The organism is Sporosarcina sp. Y352, assembly GCF_056786535.1.
This window is the reverse complement of record NZ_JBXCJE010000001.1, coordinates 1-16,858: the sequence shown is the minus strand read 5'-3', so window position 1 is coordinate 16,858 and position 16,858 is coordinate 1. Positions and strand designations below refer to the sequence as shown.

Genomic DNA, 16,858 nt, shown 5'->3' with positions numbered 1-16,858 from the left:
CTTCGGAGGCAGTTTTTTTTATTTCAAAATTTTGCTTTTAAGTGACGGAAGTCACCTCACTCTCGTGACTGGCGGCAGTGTGAATTGAGAGGTTCATGGCTTACTATAAAGATAAGAGATAAGAGGAAAGGTGAGGGTCAGATGTTAGAAGCGGTGGCGTTAACGAAGCATTTTAAACAGCATAAGGCAGTTCAAGGCATAAACCTGCATTTGGAGCGTGGAGAAATTGTTGGACTTTTAGGTCCTAATGGCGCAGGGAAATCGACAGCGATCGCGATGATTTCTTCCTTGATTTCACCTACTCAAGGTGAGGTCCGTTACAATCAGGTCGACGTACTAAAGAAGCCACATGTTCTTCGTGCAAAGTTGGGTGTCGTTCCACAAGAGATTGCACTTTATGATGATTTAACAGCAAAGGAGAATCTTGAGTTTTTTGGACGCATCCAGAAAATAAAGAGTAGTGAGTTAAAGGGAAGAGTCAAAGAAGTACTAGAACAAATAGGCTTAAGTGATCAAGGGAAAAAATTAGTAAAACATTTTTCAGGAGGGATGAAGCGGCGTTTGAATATTGGGGCTGCCTTACTTCATGAACCAGAGATATTAATCATGGATGAACCCACAGTCGGGATTGATCCGCAGTCAAGGAAATATATATTGGAAACCGTGAAGCGGCTAAATCAGGAAAAGCAGATGACGATTTTATATACGAGCCACTATATGGAGGAAGTAGAATTCTTATGTGACCGCATTTATATTATGGACAGAGGGAACGTGATTGCTTCAGGTACAAAAGATGAAATCAAAAATATATTATCTGCTGAAAATACAATTTTAGTGAAGCTTCAACGGAGAAATGAAGTGTTTTTGCATGCCCTACAGAAGGAAGCTGTCATTTCCCGGCTTGATGGGCATGAAAATCGGGTCACAATTGTTATACCAAAAGATGTACAATTCGTTTCCGAGTTATTGAAAATTGCTGAAGCATCAGAGGCTGTCATCCAAAGTATTGAAATTCAAACGCCATCACTTGAAGATGTATTTCTTCATTTAACAGGGAGGGCGCTGAGAAATTGAGAGTCTTGTTGTCTTTTATCAAAAAAGAATTTCTATTGGTTTTACGTAACCGTCAGGAACTACTCGTATTGGTAGCGATGCCATTGATATTGATTACTATTTTAGGGTTTGCACTCGGTGCATTTCTTGATGGAGAAGTTTCTCCGATTACAGGAGAAGCCGCGCTCATCATGCATACCAGTGAAGAAGAGGAATTCAGCATTTTCATGAGTGAGCTATCTAAATTGCAATTGCCAGAAGAGGCTAAATTGCAAATTGAAAAGCAAGCAGAGGCATTACTGCCCATTACAATATTACAAAGTGAAATCTTTGGAGATTCACAGCTTCAATCAGTCATCACGTTAACAGAACTTCCTGTTTCACAGTTGCAGGTGGCGAAGGAAGCTGAACAATATTCAGCAATCATCGAGGTGCCTGAACAGTTTACGAGCAAAATGTTGAAGTCCCTTTTTATTGAAGAAACAGAGGTGCCAGCGCTTACTGTTTACTCGAATGAAAGCAAGGAGCTTTCAGCAGGAATTGTAGAGGATGTCGTGAAATCTTTTCAAGAACAGTTTTCCTTATATGCAGGTTTAGGAAGAGAAGGTTTTCAAATGGAGGAAGGAACAATGCTTTCGGCAAATGTGAGTGGAACTGTTGAGACACTGACAAAAAAAGAGCCGATTGGTGCTTTCAGTTATTACACAATCGGGATGAGTGTGATGTTCGTATTATTTATCGCTGCCACTGTCAGTTCACAAACGTTCTTAGAGAAAAAGCGACACGTATTTGATCGTATTTTATTAGCAAATGTACCTCGCTTAACATATGTGACGAGCGTCTTTTACTCGACATTCATCATTGCACTTTTGCAGCTAGCGATATTATACACAGGAGCGGCCGTTTTTTACGGTGTGTATTGGCCTGATCTAGTTGCGCTTTTATGTGTAACGCTTGCTTTGTGTTCAGCAGTAGCGGGATTTGCCGTCCTATTGATGGCGTTGAATAATCGTTTAGGGAATGACTCTTCTACAAAGTTATTTATGAGTGCTTTTGTTCCAGTCATAGCTTTTTTAGGAGGCAGTTTTACTCCTGTAGGGAGTATGTCTGATTGGATGGTGAAAATCGGTGAATTAACTCCAAATGGGGCTGCGTTGTCCGCGTTTATGGATGTGCAACAAGGAGCTGGGGTAGCTGAAGTTACGGATCATCTTTCGGTGTTACTTATTCTAACTGTTGCACTATTTGCTGTTGCTTACCTTACTTTTCCAAGAAAGGCGGGAGCAGTTTGATTGGAATCTTATTAACAAAATTCCGCTTAACTATTCGAAAACCATGGCCATTTATCATCTTAACAGCAGTTTGTATCCTGTTTGCTTTTTTTATTGGGCAAGGGAGCAGTAGTAAAATGGTTGTTCCTGTATTTAGTGAAATTCCGGATGGAAAATCTATATTGGTGTTAAATAAATTGAATGAATCCGATGTTTTTACGTTTGAAAGTGTGGACGAACAAGAGATGAGAACTGCTGTGCAGGATGGGAATACAGAAGCAGGCCTGCACATTAGAGAAAAAGATTTCTCAGTCTTGGTTTCCTCCAATTCCTCGAACATAGCAATCCTTGAGCAATTTGTTCGAAAAATTTATTCTAATAACCAACAAAAGGATGAACTTTTGAATTCCCTTGCATCGGAACAAGAAAGAGTGGATGCTGAGGAAATATGGGAGCAATCATTTGCTGAGCCGATGTTTAGCGTGGAGAAAGAAAACTTTCGAAATAATGAGTCAAAAATAATGGAAAATCAACTTCATGGCATTTTCGGTTTTTCATTGTTCTTCGTCATCTATACGATTGCATTCAATGTCATCTCTATATTAGAAGAAAAGCAAGATCGAATATGGGACCGAATGATTTTATCCTCGGTTAAAAAATGGGAAATGTATGCAGGGAATTTACTCTATAGCTTTATCATGGGCTATGTACAAGTCTTACTCATTTTCATGGCCTTTCACTACGGGGCAGGTGTCGATTTTTACGGCGGCTTTAGTAAAACGCTCATTGTGCTTATTCCATACGTACTCTCGATCGTTGCGCTTTGCATCCTAATTGCCGGGCTATCAAAATCGCTTCGTCAATTCAATTCGTTCATTTCAATACTTTCCGTCAGCTTGTCGATGCTTGGAGGCGCTTATTGGCCAATCGAAATCGTTACTTCGGATGTCATGTTGTTCCTTTCAAATTTCTCACCCATCCTGTATGGCATGGAAGCGTTAAAAGGAGCGACGATTTATGGAAGCAGCTATTTGGAACTGCTACAGCCGATGAGTATTTTGTTACTAATGGCGGTTGTAATGATGGGAATCGGCATTAATGTAATGGAAAGGCGAAAGATATAAATAGAAACGACGAAACACACGAATCTTATGGGGAGTTACCCTGGATTCGTGTGTTTTTTTGAGAAAATAAAAACACATGACATTTGTCACCTGATAATCATGACAAAATTGACGGAATTTCACTTTTATCGATATATAGAATAATAGATAGAAATAGCGGGGGTGAGAGAATGGATAACGTAGTTGAAATCAATGGATTGACAAAGGTTTTTAAAGAAAAAAAGGCAGTTGACGATGTTTCATTTTCAATTAAACGTGGTGAGATTGTCGCCATTCTTGGACCAAATGGAGCTGGAAAAAGCACAACCATGTTAATGATGCTTGGAAACTGGCACGTTCCGTGTGGAGCAGGGGAAAGCTGGAGATAACATCAAATGCTTACCTATTGCCAACATCACTGAAAGAAAGAATAGAAATAAAAGAAACGAAAATTAGATGTGATATCAAGATTGTCCAGACTAAAATAGTTTGGGCTTTTTTGATTCTTCCGGTTGAAACCTTTATTATTGAAGGAACAAGTCAAGTCGGATACAACAGTAGGATTCGGTTTCCGCGAAAGTCGTTTTAAACAAGCAGATGTTGTTTTTGTTACAGACGGGGATAATAGATAGGTTCGATATATGGCTACCGTAAAATCACTGCCCTACTCAACCAGGATACCGGAAGCTGGCTGTTTAAAAGGTAATTTGATCCTTGTCTCAAAAACAGGGATCAGTCCAAACTGCTTACGATAAGCATAGCGTTTTTTGTTTGGATTATGATTTTAACTTAGCTTGATGGTTATGCGGAAGGATTCTTAAAAGAGTCAGATACAGAGGGGAAAGGTATAGATTTAATTGACGAAGGAGAGATTATCAAAGGGATCCTTAACGGCGTAGGCATATCAAAATAATGGCTATGATGAGCTAGAAAAGGTAGGTATACTATTTGCAGAGTGGTCTGAGCCTGAAGAAAATTTTTCGAACTTATAGTGAAAACGAAAAAAGTAATAACGTTGTGAGTATAGGAACATAGGAGCGAAAAAAATGGACAAAACAGTATATCTGGTCAGGCATTGCCAAGCTGCAGGACAAGAGCTGCAGGCAGAATTGACTGAAGAGGGAAAAGAACAAGCGAAAGAACTGATGCGCTTTTTTGAAAAGCGGAATATTAAGCACATCATTTCCAGCCCTTTCACGAGGGCGATTCAATCCATCCAGCCAACAGCTGACAGCCTAGACCTGCAGGTGGAAATTGACGATCGGCTTGCTGAGCACAAGCTGATTTCAAAAAACCTAAAAGACTGGCTGGAACGCGTCGAAGAATCCGTCCGGGACATGGACTTGAAAATGGCAGGCGGAGAATCAAGCCGTGAAGTAGCAAAAAGGGGAATGGAAGTGCTTGAAGCAGCAACTGACGGCACCGTGCTGGCTACTCATCGAAATACGATGGGGCTTTTATTGATGCAAATTGACGGCATGCAGGGGCTCAAAGAATGGACAGGATTGTCGCACCCGGATGTCTACGAAGTGAAAGAAAAAAAGGATACCTATTATGTAAGGAGAATCTGGGGCTGAATAAATGTCAAAAAACCCCCTGATATCTTTATAACAGGAATAGCATCAGATTTGGCCGAGTAAAATGATATAGACATGATTCGAGCATCTGTACTAGGTGTCACAATTAAACTAGACTGAAATTGTGATTCATTGAAGGATTGTACTTAAAGTAACGGGTGGTTACTGAAAGAAGGAATAGAAATAAAAGAAACGAAAATTAGATGTGATATCAAGATTGTCCAGACTAGAATAGTTTGGACTTTTTTGATTCTTTCGATTGAAACCCTTACTATAGATGGAACAAGTCAAGTCGGAAGAGGTGGTGATTTTGGTGGAAATAATAAAATTCAAAACTAGACAGCAATTAGAAACAGAAAAGGCAGTTAAAGTAATGCGTGAGTGGGAAGCCCACTTAGAATGGGAAGAAGCAAATTGGTACAATGTAGTAGATAGACAAACGAAGGAAGAACAGAATTTACAGCAAGAGGAAATAGAATGGTTGAATGAATGGGTAGGTGAAGAAAAGTGATTAACATAGTAGTTGATCAAGAAAAGCTGAAAGAGCTTTACCTCCAGAAAATAGATGAGCATCTACAAGAACTTGAATCGGAAGTGTTTTTCATGAATTCGAAGCAACTAGCTACATATTTAAATATGTCATGGAATACGATTGTAACCCACCTTTTATACGATGAAGAATTTCCGAAGATACGCTTAGGGAGTAAGTGGCTGTTTCATAAAAAAGAGGTTGGTAAATATATGGAGAAGTATTACATAGAGGTTCGAAAGAGTGGTGGAGATATCATTTCCTATAAACGGAAGTAAGTTGGAGGAGATGCTTCATGCTATCCAGAAAGTGAAGGAAAGAGTCGGAGAAAAAAATGCGTGACATTTTTGATTTATCAAATGAGAGAATTGAAAGGCTGAATGAAAGGTTAAAGCAGAATGATAATTAACGGAAGGGGATAATTGAATTTTTGTCATTCATAATAATTTGTTGGAGATATCGGTTTCTAATCAAACGCAACACAAATACAACACATGGTTTTAAGAAACGTGATAACGACAGGGTTAATCGACACATTTACACGTCCTCCTGGGACATAATTAAGACAATTTAGAAGAAGTTAAGAAATTAAAAAACCGCTAGAAACGTTGGATTAACAGCGTTTCTAGCGGTTTTTTTATTTTGGAGAATTCGTTAGAAAACGATATGAAGTGAAACTATTATACTCAAATTATACAGATTTACTCGTTCATATTCTCGAAAGTAGCAATTGTACTCTTCTCATCACGTACACGTAAATCTTTAATAATGTGTGCATAATACTTCAATGTGGTGTCAATATCTTTGTGTCCTAACCTTTCGGAAACATAATATATGGATACCTTTTTGTAAAGTAAGATACTTGCGTGTGTAAGGCGTAATCCATGAACCGAAATCAATTCGATGTCAAGACTTTTAAGCATCCTGCGTAATAACTTATTAGTGTATTCATTTGTGATGAATTTAAAAAGTTAATCAATAATAAAGCAAGGTATTTGTGAGTTAACCTAGGAACCGGATGGAATTGGTACATCGGCTCGTCCATCATCTATTTAAAGCATACTTTGGGAGGTTGTTTTTAAATTTAATATCAGAAGGAATAATTTTTAACAGTTGTTAAATTTTAATTAGACTTTGACAGGAGTAAAGTAGTGCTTTTAAGTTAATGCAATTAGATATCCTAATGATTTCTTGGGAATTTGGACGGAAAGTCATACGTGTTTTATTTAATTACTTCACGCATAGAAATTTTTACGTAAAAAGATGGGAATCACGCATCCTTTGGTGCAGAAATCTTTTTTGCATTACCTCAAACTACCAAAAGTACTATTCTGGAAACTAGTCCCAAGTAGACTTTACTAAATAGTCCAATAACTTATACTTAATGTGTAATCAACTATATTTTAGGAGGCTCGATTAAGTATGAGAAGAAAACCGTTTATCGCATTATTAATTGCCACAAGTTTAACAGTAGGGCTCCCAGCGGCGTATGCAAAGGAAACGCCTGCTCCACCCCCTCAGGCACAGCAAGCTTTTGATAATAAAATTGTCAAGAGAATCAATGTGGATAACATTTATAACGACATTGCCCATCTTTCAAGCGAACCGCGTGTTGCGGGTACAGAAGCCGAATGGAATGCTGCTCAGTATATCAAATCCAAATTCTCTTCATTTGGATACGATACCGAGATTCAGCCTTTTACTTTTGAAAGTTACCAAACGCCAAATGTTTCCGTTACAGTAGCGGGTGATACTCTCTCATCAAATAGCTTTACCTATACACCAAATGGGGAAGTGTCAGGTGAAGTAGTTTATGCAGGTCTTGCAAAAGATACTGATTTGGCAGGTGTCGACTTAGCAGGCAAAATCGCTTTGATCAAAAGAGGAGATATTTCCTTTGCCGATAAGGTGCTAAACGCTGCTAAAGCAGGAGCATCAGCAGTGATCATTTATAATAATACTTCTGGCGCATTAGCTGGAACTCTTGGTGCACCAAATGCTGCATTTGTTCCTACTGTTTCTCTTACAGAAACCGAAGGAGATAGGTTAGCATCATTAGCTGTAGGACAAACTATTTCCGCAACTGTCAAAGTCACGGGTGGCGGCGTTCTACAAAAAACATCCCATAATCTTGTTGCTGTCAAAGAACCTACTAATAAGAAGAAAGCTACTAACCAGATTATAGTTGTTGGTGCCCATCATGACTCTGTTCCGGGATCTCCAGGTGCCAATGATGATGCTTCCGGAGTAGCTACTTCCATTGAGTTGGCTCGTGTAATGGCCAACATACCTACTGATACTGAAATTCGCTTCGTGACGTTCGGTGCGGAAGAATTAGGACTTCTTGGATCCTATGCTTATGTCGAAACTCTATCCCAAGATGAGCGCGACCGGATTGTCGGTATGTTCCAAATGGATATGGTCGGAAGTAGGGATGCTGGTGAACTGGTAATGTTCACTGTAGATGGAGAGAAAAATGTCGTCACTGACCTCTCGGCAGCTTCCGGAGTGAGAACAGGAAATCCATTGAGTTACGGAAAAGAAAGCCGAAGCGACCACGTGCCGTTTTATTATGCGGGCATTCCAGCTGCTTTATTTATTCATAGCCCTACTGAACCTTGGTACCATACACCAAATGATTCAATTGATAAAATTAGCAAAGAGAAACTACAAGAAACAGCAGAAATCGTTGGTGCAGCAGTATACCAAGTTGCACGTCCCGACACACCCGCTTTAGAAAGAGCGAAAATTTCACCAAAACCAGTTAACTATGAAAGAGAGCTTGGTGGACTACAATAAGAAATATAGAAAAAAAGCGGGAGAAAGTTTCCACGCTTTTTTTCTATTTGAATTTGTAGAAGTACATTTGATTAAAGTTGGATTGGGATTAATACACCAAACAGGATTAGGAAATTAAATTTTCTTGGGAGACTGTCGAAACTAGGTATCTAGTTATTGAAAAGGATAACAATTCCTAAGATTCATCTAACAGGTAACTCAATTTATAAAATAAGTTTTACAACAAAAAATACTTTTGAAACATTACAAAACACGTACCATTCAGCCAATGAATGGTACGTGTTATTTTTATTGACTTATAAACGGAAGGGGAATTCACAAAGTATTTTTCAAAACTAAAATCTGTAGACATAAGCTGTATATCTACCCTGAAGTCGAAGCCCATAAGCCCAGCCGAATTAATTGAGCTGGTTTTTGTCGTCCTTGTAACATCCCTCCTATTGTTGAGGATGTTGAACGGGAGGTTGAGTACGTAATGAAGTTTTGTGAACAATAAGACCGCTGATTGCAGTTCAGCTGCCTTAAAAACAGTCACCTTAATGGCGTAGCAGCAGTATTGCCGAACCTGGCGATTGATAAACGTGGGGGTATTTGGCAGTATACACAAACTATGCAGTAAAGGATACGAGGTTAACAGAGTCATTTATGAATGACAACCCTTGTACCTATTGGAACTCTAGATGACAATTCTAGAACATCATGATTAAACATTCTAATACATCCACGTGAGACATTCTTACCGATTGAAGCTGGGCTACTTGTGCCGTGTATACCGTAATGAGGCTTTGATAATCCCATCCAAAGCACTCCAAATGGACCTCCGGGATTACGTTGTTTATTGATGATCGTGTAAGTCCCAGAAGGTGTCGGTGACAATATTTTTCCAACTCCAATTGGATAAGCTTTTATAAGTCTGTTTCCATCAAAAAGTTTTAATTTATGTTGTGAAGTAGACACGTCAATCCATATCACCATGAAAATCAACTCCGTTCTTTGACTAATGTATGAATTAGCCTAGGAATTTGTGAATTAACAGAAATTAATAGAACAGTTAATGTGGAAAGAAAGCAAAACTGCTTAACGAAAAGCTCGACCATTATAAGCTGAGAATGAGAAATTTCTTACCCAAATGAGTGTTAGGGAAAAGTACGTGTATTTCCTTTACACTTCTTAATGATTTATTAATACCTACTATATATTCACTGCTTATAATTGAGTTAATAATAAATAAGGAGTGGTTAAATGAAACGAATGATTACTATTTTAGCAGTAAGTATTGCGATGACATCCTTTACTGGACCTGCACTAGCTGCTGGACACGGAGAAGTAGGAAAGGTAATTTCGAAACAGGGACAGCAAAAGATGGTAAACGTAGCACATCGTGGAGCTTCTGGACATGCACCTGAGAATACTATGGGAGCCTTTCAAAAAGGATTTGAAATGAAGGCGGACTATATTGAAATTGATGTTCAAATGACAAAAGATGGGGAGCTTGTCGTTATTCATGACACCACCGTAGATCGTACAACAAATGGAACTGGCAAAGTGGGCGATTTAACGTTTGAGGAAATTAGACAGTTGGATGCTGGTAGCTGGTTTAGTGAAGCCTATGCTGGTGAGAATGTTCCTACTTTTGAGGAAGTATTAGATGCGTTTCGTGGAAAAGTTGGTATTTTAATAGAGTTGAAGGCACCAGAACTTTATCCTGGAGTGGAAGAGAAAATTGCTGATGCTCTGATTGAAAGAAATATGAATATGCCAAATAATAAGAAAATTATTATGCAGTCCTTCAACCATGAATCCATGAAAAAATCTAAAGAACTTTTACCAAATCTCCCTCATGGCGTTCTAGCTGGAGCGAGTTGGGCAAATGTAACGAAAGAACAATTATCTCAATTCGCTACTTATGCTGATTATTTCAATCCAAATATGAACATTGTGACGGATGAACTAGTTAGTGATGTTCATGAAACTGGGATGGAAATTTATCCATACACTTCAAGATCACAAGAACAAGCTTTACATCTATTCGATTTAAATGTAGATGGAATCATTACAGATTATACGGAGCATATCTACTATCATCCTGTAAAAAATAAATAATTTAATATTAGGAAAGCTAGGTAGAGAATTCTTGAGAGAATTCTCTACCTGTTTTATTTAACCATGAAAGGGTGAAACCAATGAAAACACAACCTTATTTCCAAACAACCATAACTAGCGGATCCATCGAAGAACGTGACAGAAGAATTGCTGAATTAACAATTAGAGAGTTTGAAGTTGTGCGCCTTTTCGAAAAAATAGTGGAAAGTGCCAGCAGCCGAACTGGTTTAATTAATGGCCGTCAACTAATCAACCATTCTATGATGGAGGAAGTACTCGTGCAATGTACGGAGCGGTGCTTAGGAGGACGAATGATAGAGCATGAGAACAGGCTTTTTGGTGAAATAAAGAAAAGTGTTAAAGCGAGAATTCAATGTAAAACGCGACCAATCCATAAATTAGTGGACGGGTCGCGTTTCTATCTAAGCTATGTTTGTAAAGTTATTCATCTGAATTTATGCATTACTCGTCATTTCCAATAGTGCTTGTGCAAGGATACGTTGTTCATCTATAGATCCAGATTTCAAAAGCTCCATTAACATTTTCAATTCACTGTTGTGGGGTTCTTCGATAGTTACAGGTTCTTCGTTGCTCAACCCCATGATTTCGTCCTCGACACTTGAAAACATGCAGATAAACACTCCTTTATTGCTATTCTGTCATCATATAAATAGTTACGACAGATTTTAAATAATCTCTATTATCTGCGGTAACCTCAATTTCTTCCCGCTCGTCCAACCTCGCGCTTTAACTTTGGCGACAGAAGGGGGAGTACTTGAAAACAACTTATCCTTTATCTCTTTAGTGAATCCAATCGTAACGCTCCCCAAGTATTCACCATCAATACTTTGAAGTTGGACGGTAAGTGGTCCAAACGTGATTTTCGAAACAACCACATCATGATAACTCCGATTGATAATCTTTCGCCAATTGTCCGAGCGAGTACCTGGCACGTAAGGTGTACCTAATCGCTTGGCGACCACCCCACCATATTGTTCTCTTTCATTACATCAAAAAGTGCCTCACCTTCCGCATGAACGTAGGGAACAATAGTGATAAATGATGAATCAATCATTTCTATAATCTCCGTTAATAACGCTTTTCTTTCTACGAGTGGGGAGTGGATGACGTTTTTCTTCTTAGAGGCCTTGAAGAAATGGATGGATGAAGATCACTACGTTGAGCGTTCGCAGCTAGATGATTTTGATCTTGAAAACATTCAGGAAAGTATTGATATCGCTTACAAACGGAGGTGCGAAACGCATGTTGGAACTTGGGGGAATGGTGAGATATGGCACTACGGTGGGAGGATTACAGAAATCAATATGCAGTCGCGTGTTCTGATTTTGGATACACCATTCGGGATTGAAAGGCTGCCGTTTTCGGATATCGTCGGTGTACAGTGTGAGGAATGACAAGGAAAACGGCCGATCAATATGTGAGAAGGTCTTCTTATTTGACTGGGCGATAACATGGATCCAGGAATACATATAAAAAACGCTCCAAATCCTTTAGTGTAAGGGTTTGAGGCGTTTTTTGAAGATATGTTGAATCAGGATTGGAAATGAAAGGTCTCGATACATTTTCTGTATAAGAAAATATATCGAGGAGGCGCCAATTGTCAATTCTAAATCCGTCCTTCTTTTCCGATACTATGTCAATACTAGCGCAATTAAGACTTTGATACTCCAAAATCAAATAATTTGTCGGTAACAATCCGAATTAACAAAAAAATAATATGTTAATTACTAACTATATTTAGGCACCAAGAGAAATTTTCCCAAGCGGTTTGCCAGCCTTTGAAATGCTCGGATGAATCATCCCAACGGACATCGAATTTCTTCTGACCGTTTACATCCACTAAATACAGTGCAAGGGTATTATCCTCCTTAGAGACAGCTATCTTCATACCGATTTGAAGTTCTTCTTGAGTGAACGGTACGTCTGAAACCGAACGTAGCTGTGCCTGTTCAAATACTTGTTTGTTAATGATTTTGTAATTCATAATAAACCTCCAATAAAACTTTTTATTCATTATATAAGTTCCTATCTCGTCCGCAAATCATAGGGCTACAAAAGTATATTTTATATTCATTTAGCGATGAAAACAATAATAAAATGAATTCGCTCTATTCAATTATACCCAGGATTAAGATGTGTTTAAACCAGTGGCTAAACCAAAACCATCGACACGGACTAACTTTAAAAACTGTACAGACTTACGTACGGTATATACAAGCGGTGTTCAAAAATCACCCGGCATATCAATCGAAAATGGACCGAGACAAAGACGGATGGGCGTGTGAACGATAATGGGAAAAGCAAAATACACACTTGATCGTGTTGAAGAAGGTCAATATGATTTTTCGTATCCTGTATCCCGGCGAATGAAGTCACTGGAGAAATTTCCAAAGACGATATTGCATTAATTAGCCAATCGGATATAATAGCGAAGTCATTCAAATAACACTCTTTTTTGAATCGTATCCATCATCTGTTTTAATGTTTACTTCTCCTATTTGAAAAAAAGCATAAAAAACAACAGCTGGGAAGGAGAGCAAAAAAAAGCGTCCTTGTTTGTTGTGCAGTCTTGAATCAAAAACATACCCCGAAGATAAAAACGCAACTATAGTTATACCACGTAAAATTCGAAGTACTAAGTAAAATTCTTTAAGCATCTCTCAGGAGGTGCTTTTTTATTTGGTTGCAATACGAACATACATTCCGTATACTGATTAAAAGAGGGGGGGAACAGATGTGCGCGTTGAATTGATTAAGTCGATGGATCGGAATTATGTCTTAGATATGATGTACATATCAAAAGACGGTGAAATAAGCAAACGTAGAATCAAGGTGCTACAGGTGGGTGAGGTATCATTCCGAGCCTATTGTCATCTTCGCGGGTCCAGAAGAACTTTTACGATTGATAACGTGCTAGCGCTTGTTCCCATCGTATATAAAGAAAGCCTGGTGATTTAGGTCGTGCGATTCATACCATCTGGGGCAATACCTTATTTCGAAAACATGATTTACTTACCGATAATAATTACTGTATTGGAGAAGGATCGTGGAGGAATCGAAATTGGTTCATTCAAATTGAAAAAACCTTATGTCGATATTATTGAAGGTGCACTAAAGGTTGCAAGGCATGAAATGAAAGAAACGAATATATATTTGAAGCGTAATAAAATGAAAGTAATTAAAAGGCTGAATGATGGAACGTTTACAGAGTACCTATTTATGCACGATGGTCACGAAGAGCGACGGAAATATTTAAACATACGGTTACGAAACAGAACCGAGGAATTGATAAGCATCTATTTTACGAAGTCCGGAGAACACCATACCAAAGGAGCTGTTATTTAATGAGCGAACGTCAAAGAAATATTTTAGAATACATTAAAAGCTACACAGCAGAAAACCTATATCCACCAACAATCAGGGAGATTGCTACAGCAGTCGGACTCAAATCACCATCCACAGTTCACGGTCATTTAGATAGGATGAGGGAAAACGGGTTTATAAACTTTGTTAATTCATCACCACGCACTTTGACAGTTGTTAGTTAAATGCATTCGATATATAAGGGGCAACCAAATAAACAAATCGCCTGTATCGATATGATGAGCTTCTATGCGAGCTGCATGGCTACGTTGCACAATTTAGATGTTCGTACTGTGCCAATCGCGGTCGTCGGAAACCTACAACAAAAAGGTTCAGTCGTACTTGCGGCCAGTCCCGCTATGAAAAAAAAATTTCGTATAAAGACAGGTAATCGATTATTTGAAATCCCAAGCCATCCCGAAATCCGTTTGTTTGAACCAAAAATGTCGTATTTCCTCAAAATGTCGATGGCAATCACACATATCCTCCACAATTACGTTCCTGCAGAAGCTATACATGTCTACTCGGTCGATGAATCGTTTATTGACCTATCGGGAACCGAGAAGCTCTGGGGTGACCCGGTGGAAACAGTTAAGGATATACAGGCAGAAATACTGGAAACGCTTAACTTACCCTCCACAGCTGGCATGGGCCCGAACATGTTGATGGCGAAATTGGCGCTGGATTTAGAAGCTAAAAAAACAGGTTTCGCGAAATGGACTTTCGAAGACGTGCAAACAAAATTGTGGCCAATATCACCATTAAGTGAAATGTGGGGGATTGGCAGGCAAACGGAAAAGACTTTAAATAATATGGGAATCTTTTCGATTGGTGACCTGGCTCATGCCAATTTACAAAGCCTTGAAAAGAAGTTTGGTGTTATGGGAAACCAATATTATCATCACGCATGGGGAATTGATTTGTCAGAGTTAGGCGCTCCACTTTTGGAAGGTCAAGCGATGAGCTACGGCAAAGGGCAGACTCTGTACAGGGATTACGTAACCCGTGAATCCATCCTTGTAGTTATTTTAGAGATGTGTGAGGATGTTTCCCGTCGAGCAAGAGAAGCAAGAAGAGAGGGGAGGACCGTTCATCTTGGAATTGGGTACAGTAAGCATTCATTCGGTGGCGGATTTAGTCGTTCTCTTTCAATAGAAGAAGCTACAAACGATACGATGAAAGTTTACCGAACTTGCATGGCTCTATTCGATAAATTTCATGATGGCCGTCCAGTAAGGAAAATCACAATCGCGTTAACTAATTTAGAAGACGAAACATCAATGCAGCTAAGTTTTTTTGATGAGCATAAGGTTCGGAATCGTAAATTAGGCATGGTTATGGATGATATCCGAAATAAGTATGGATCCACAGCTATATTGAGGGCTGTGTCTCTAACGGATGACGGGACAGCAATCGGACGCTCTAAATTGGTTGGCGGACATAAGTAATGGGAGGTATATCATGATTCGAGATCGCGGAAGTATTAAATGGACGGCATTGATGTTGCCGGAGCATATTGTGGAATTAAGAAATTGGATGGATAAGGAGCATTTCGTTGAATGTCCGGAACTCAATGATTGGGATTTACAATCTATCCAGGAAGAAATCGAAGTAGCGTATAAACGCAAATGCCAAACGTTGATTAAGACTTGGAAAGACGGCAAGATTATGACGCGTGGAGCCATAGTAGAAGTAATTGATGTGCAGTCTAGCTGTATTGTGCTCGATAACCCCTTTGGACCCGAGAGGATTCCATTTTCAGATATAGTCAGCGCACAATGTATGGAATGAAAAAACAACGACCAATTCGATTAGGGAAAGGTCGTTTTTATTTGGCGACATTTTCGAAATACTATTAAAGGTCTTCCTGACTATTTGACGTTCTATTGGGACAGCCCATCTGCGCAGAAATGATTGTTATAGAAGAAGTACAGACCTAAAGACAGTACATCCTAGCGGCGTCCCACAAGGTCATGCTGCATACCAGTCGAAAATGGATCGTGACAAGGATGGGTGGGCTTGCGAATGACAAAAGTAAAATACACTCTTGATCGAATCGAAGATGGTCGGTAAGTGTTCCTGGAATATCCTAACGAAGAAAATCAATTACTCATTCCGAAGAATGAAGTCCCGGCCGAAGTTACGGAAGGTGACATCGTATTAATCAGCAAAGAGGATTCGGTTTATGAAATAGTAGTATTAGATGAAGAAACTGAAGACGTGCATGATAAAGTTAGCAGCTTGCTCGAGAAGTTGAAGAATAAAAAGTAAATAAAAAACGACTACTACTCAAATTGAGCGGATGGTCGTTTTTTTGTATAGCAAAGTGGTATCAATGCTCTGTACAACTTATTCATTAGCATACTTCAACTAGGGCGGACTCCGATTCGATTGAAGTATGCTCGATAAGATTTTTGTTGTATGTCGAAAACAATAAGACGAAAACATAAATTGGGTTGATGGCGAAGCGTGCGCTTGATGAAGATTACGTCCAATGGAGTGTAGATGGATCATTGGACTTTAGGAATCGTCATCTTGCTATTGAAAAGGTATTGGAATAGAAAGATGTTTAATTTCTAATGATGAAAAAGAATTGAGATAGTGCACCCCGGTGCCGTTGAAATAGAAATGAAAACTATTTTAAACAAGACTTGCATTTCATGAGATGGAATGGTATATTTATAAAGTTGCTTTTGCGACATAATGAAAACAACGCAAAAAGAAAGTGGAATTAGTTGTTGACACGAACCAAACGAAATGTTATGATATAAAAGTTGTCGCCAAAAAAACGACAACCACTAAAGGTGAAGGATGCAAGTTGATTCTTCCGACATGAACCTTGAAAACTGAACAGCAAAACATCAATGAAATATAGCGAGAGTGCTAACGCACTTAAGCAAAACGTTTCTAAACTAAGCTAGCTTCGGTTGGTTGAATAGAAACGCACACAAGAATCTTCGGATTCGAGTCAGCAAGAAATGAGCTATTCATTTTCTTCTATTATGGAGAGTTTGATCCTGGCTCAGGACGAACGCTGGC

General features: G+C 38.9%; 22 protein-coding genes and 2 pseudogenes. 19 read left to right on the top strand and 5 right to left on the bottom strand.

All coding sequences use genetic code 11. The features are described 5' to 3' along the window. Positions 1-141: 141 nt before the first annotated feature. From AC1TO6_RS00120 to AC1TO6_RS00090, 7 genes and pseudogenes are all read left to right on the top strand, one after another. Complete coding sequence (locus tag AC1TO6_RS00120) at positions 142-1,074, top strand: ABC transporter ATP-binding protein (RefSeq protein WP_482099575.1); 933 nt, start codon at positions 142-144, stop codon at positions 1,072-1,074. Beyond that, complete coding sequence (locus AC1TO6_RS00115) at positions 1,071-2,345, top strand: ABC transporter permease (RefSeq protein ID WP_482099574.1); 1,275 nt, start codon at positions 1,071-1,073, stop codon at positions 2,343-2,345. The genes AC1TO6_RS00120 and AC1TO6_RS00115 overlap by 4 nt, the downstream gene beginning before the upstream one ends. Further along, positions 2,342-3,448, top strand: coding sequence for an ABC transporter permease (locus AC1TO6_RS00110; RefSeq protein WP_482099573.1), 1,107 nt, complete (start codon positions 2,342-2,344; stop codon positions 3,446-3,448). The genes AC1TO6_RS00115 and AC1TO6_RS00110 overlap by 4 nt, the downstream gene beginning before the upstream one ends. A gap of 170 nt (positions 3,449-3,618) precedes the next feature. Further along, positions 3,619-3,774 (top strand): annotated as a pseudogene (locus tag AC1TO6_RS00105) (ATP-binding cassette domain-containing protein); the annotation flags it as partial. A 699-nt stretch (positions 3,775-4,473) separates the two neighbouring features. After that, positions 4,474-5,004, top strand: a complete 531-nt coding sequence (locus AC1TO6_RS00100) for a histidine phosphatase family protein (RefSeq protein ID WP_482099572.1) — start codon at positions 4,474-4,476, stop codon at positions 5,002-5,004. A gap of 313 nt (positions 5,005-5,317) precedes the next feature. Further along, entirely contained in the window at positions 5,318-5,515 is a 198-nt protein-coding gene (locus AC1TO6_RS00095) for a hypothetical protein (protein WP_482099571.1), read from the top strand. Beyond that, a complete protein-coding gene (locus AC1TO6_RS00090) occupies positions 5,512-5,811 on the top strand; it encodes a helix-turn-helix domain-containing protein (protein WP_482099570.1) in 300 nt (99 codons plus the stop codon). The genes AC1TO6_RS00095 and AC1TO6_RS00090 overlap by 4 nt, the downstream gene beginning before the upstream one ends. A 423-nt stretch (positions 5,812-6,234) precedes the next feature. On the opposite strand, the gene AC1TO6_RS00085 is transcribed toward AC1TO6_RS00090, so the two are convergent. Then, entirely contained in the window at positions 6,235-6,492 is a 258-nt protein-coding gene (locus AC1TO6_RS00085) for a tyrosine-type recombinase/integrase (RefSeq protein WP_482100096.1), read from the bottom strand. Between the two features lie 463 nt (positions 6,493-6,955). Here AC1TO6_RS00085 and AC1TO6_RS00080 point away from each other — a divergent pair, with 463 nt between their 5' ends. Next, positions 6,956-8,332, top strand: a complete 1,377-nt coding sequence (locus AC1TO6_RS00080; protein WP_482099569.1) for a M28 family peptidase — start codon at positions 6,956-6,958, stop codon at positions 8,330-8,332. Positions 8,333-8,971: 639 nt separating this feature from the next. Here the strand turns inward: AC1TO6_RS00080 and AC1TO6_RS00075 are convergent. Continuing rightward, complete coding sequence (locus tag AC1TO6_RS00075) at positions 8,972-9,307, bottom strand: L,D-transpeptidase (protein ID WP_482099568.1); 336 nt, start codon at positions 9,305-9,307, stop codon at positions 8,972-8,974. Between the two features lie 267 nt (positions 9,308-9,574). Between AC1TO6_RS00075 and AC1TO6_RS00070 the strand changes: the two genes are divergently transcribed. Together AC1TO6_RS00070 and AC1TO6_RS00065 are read left to right on the top strand one after the other, a co-directional pair. Beyond that, the gene (locus AC1TO6_RS00070; protein ID WP_482099567.1) at positions 9,575-10,435 is read left to right on the top strand and encodes a glycerophosphodiester phosphodiesterase; all 861 of its coding nucleotides are present in this window, start codon (positions 9,575-9,577) and stop codon (positions 10,433-10,435) included. An 80-nt stretch (positions 10,436-10,515) separates the two neighbouring features. After that, complete coding sequence (locus AC1TO6_RS00065) at positions 10,516-10,917, top strand: hypothetical protein (RefSeq protein WP_482099566.1); 402 nt, start codon at positions 10,516-10,518, stop codon at positions 10,915-10,917. Here the strand turns inward: AC1TO6_RS00065 and AC1TO6_RS00060 are convergent. Both AC1TO6_RS00060 and AC1TO6_RS00055 read right to left on the bottom strand, forming a co-directional pair. After that, a complete protein-coding gene (locus AC1TO6_RS00060) occupies positions 10,891-11,064 on the bottom strand; it encodes a hypothetical protein (protein ID WP_482099565.1) in 174 nt (57 codons plus the stop codon). The genes AC1TO6_RS00065 and AC1TO6_RS00060 overlap by 27 nt on opposite strands. A 57-nt stretch (positions 11,065-11,121) precedes the next feature. Continuing rightward, on the bottom strand, positions 11,122-11,418 hold the full coding sequence (locus tag AC1TO6_RS00055) for a hypothetical protein (RefSeq protein WP_482099564.1): 297 nt from the start codon (positions 11,416-11,418) through the stop codon (positions 11,122-11,124). A 69-nt stretch (positions 11,419-11,487) separates the two neighbouring features. Between AC1TO6_RS00055 and AC1TO6_RS00050 the strand changes: the two genes are divergently transcribed. Further along, positions 11,488-11,850, top strand: a complete 363-nt coding sequence (locus AC1TO6_RS00050) for a YolD-like family protein (RefSeq protein ID WP_482099563.1) — start codon at positions 11,488-11,490, stop codon at positions 11,848-11,850. 326 nt (positions 11,851-12,176) lie between these two features. On the opposite strand, the gene AC1TO6_RS00045 is transcribed toward AC1TO6_RS00050, so the two are convergent. Then, on the bottom strand, positions 12,177-12,440 hold the full coding sequence (locus AC1TO6_RS00045; RefSeq protein WP_482099562.1) for a hypothetical protein: 264 nt from the start codon (positions 12,438-12,440) through the stop codon (positions 12,177-12,179). Positions 12,441-12,636: 196 nt separating this feature from the next. On the opposite strand from AC1TO6_RS00045, the pseudogene AC1TO6_RS00040 reads away from it, so the two are divergent. From AC1TO6_RS00040 to AC1TO6_RS00005, 8 genes and pseudogenes are all read left to right on the top strand, one after another. Further along, positions 12,637-12,748: pseudogene (locus AC1TO6_RS00040) on the top strand (excalibur calcium-binding domain-containing protein); the annotation flags it as partial. Between the two features lie 444 nt (positions 12,749-13,192). Then, positions 13,193-13,414 (top strand): transcriptional regulator, encoded by a 222-nt coding sequence (locus tag AC1TO6_RS00035; RefSeq protein ID WP_482099561.1) that lies wholly within the window; start codon positions 13,193-13,195, stop codon positions 13,412-13,414. 3 nt (positions 13,415-13,417) lie between these two features. After that, a complete protein-coding gene (locus tag AC1TO6_RS00030) occupies positions 13,418-13,801 on the top strand; it encodes a YhjD family protein (protein WP_482099560.1) in 384 nt (127 codons plus the stop codon). Next, the gene (locus tag AC1TO6_RS00025) at positions 13,801-14,004 is read left to right on the top strand and encodes a LexA family protein (protein WP_482099559.1); all 204 of its coding nucleotides are present in this window, start codon (positions 13,801-13,803) and stop codon (positions 14,002-14,004) included. The genes AC1TO6_RS00030 and AC1TO6_RS00025 overlap by 1 nt, the downstream gene beginning before the upstream one ends. After that, the gene (locus AC1TO6_RS00020; RefSeq protein ID WP_482099558.1) at positions 14,005-15,267 is read left to right on the top strand and encodes a Y-family DNA polymerase; all 1,263 of its coding nucleotides are present in this window, start codon (positions 14,005-14,007) and stop codon (positions 15,265-15,267) included. Between the two features lie 13 nt (positions 15,268-15,280). Beyond that, positions 15,281-15,610 (top strand): YolD-like family protein, encoded by a 330-nt coding sequence (locus AC1TO6_RS00015; protein WP_482099557.1) that lies wholly within the window; start codon positions 15,281-15,283, stop codon positions 15,608-15,610. 94 nt (positions 15,611-15,704) lie between these two features. Further along, complete coding sequence (locus AC1TO6_RS00010) at positions 15,705-15,848, top strand: excalibur calcium-binding domain-containing protein (RefSeq protein ID WP_482100095.1); 144 nt, start codon at positions 15,705-15,707, stop codon at positions 15,846-15,848. Between the two features lie 44 nt (positions 15,849-15,892). Then, positions 15,893-16,090, top strand: coding sequence for a DUF3006 family protein (locus AC1TO6_RS00005; protein WP_482099556.1), 198 nt, complete (start codon positions 15,893-15,895; stop codon positions 16,088-16,090). The last annotated feature ends 768 nt before the right edge of the window (positions 16,091-16,858 follow it).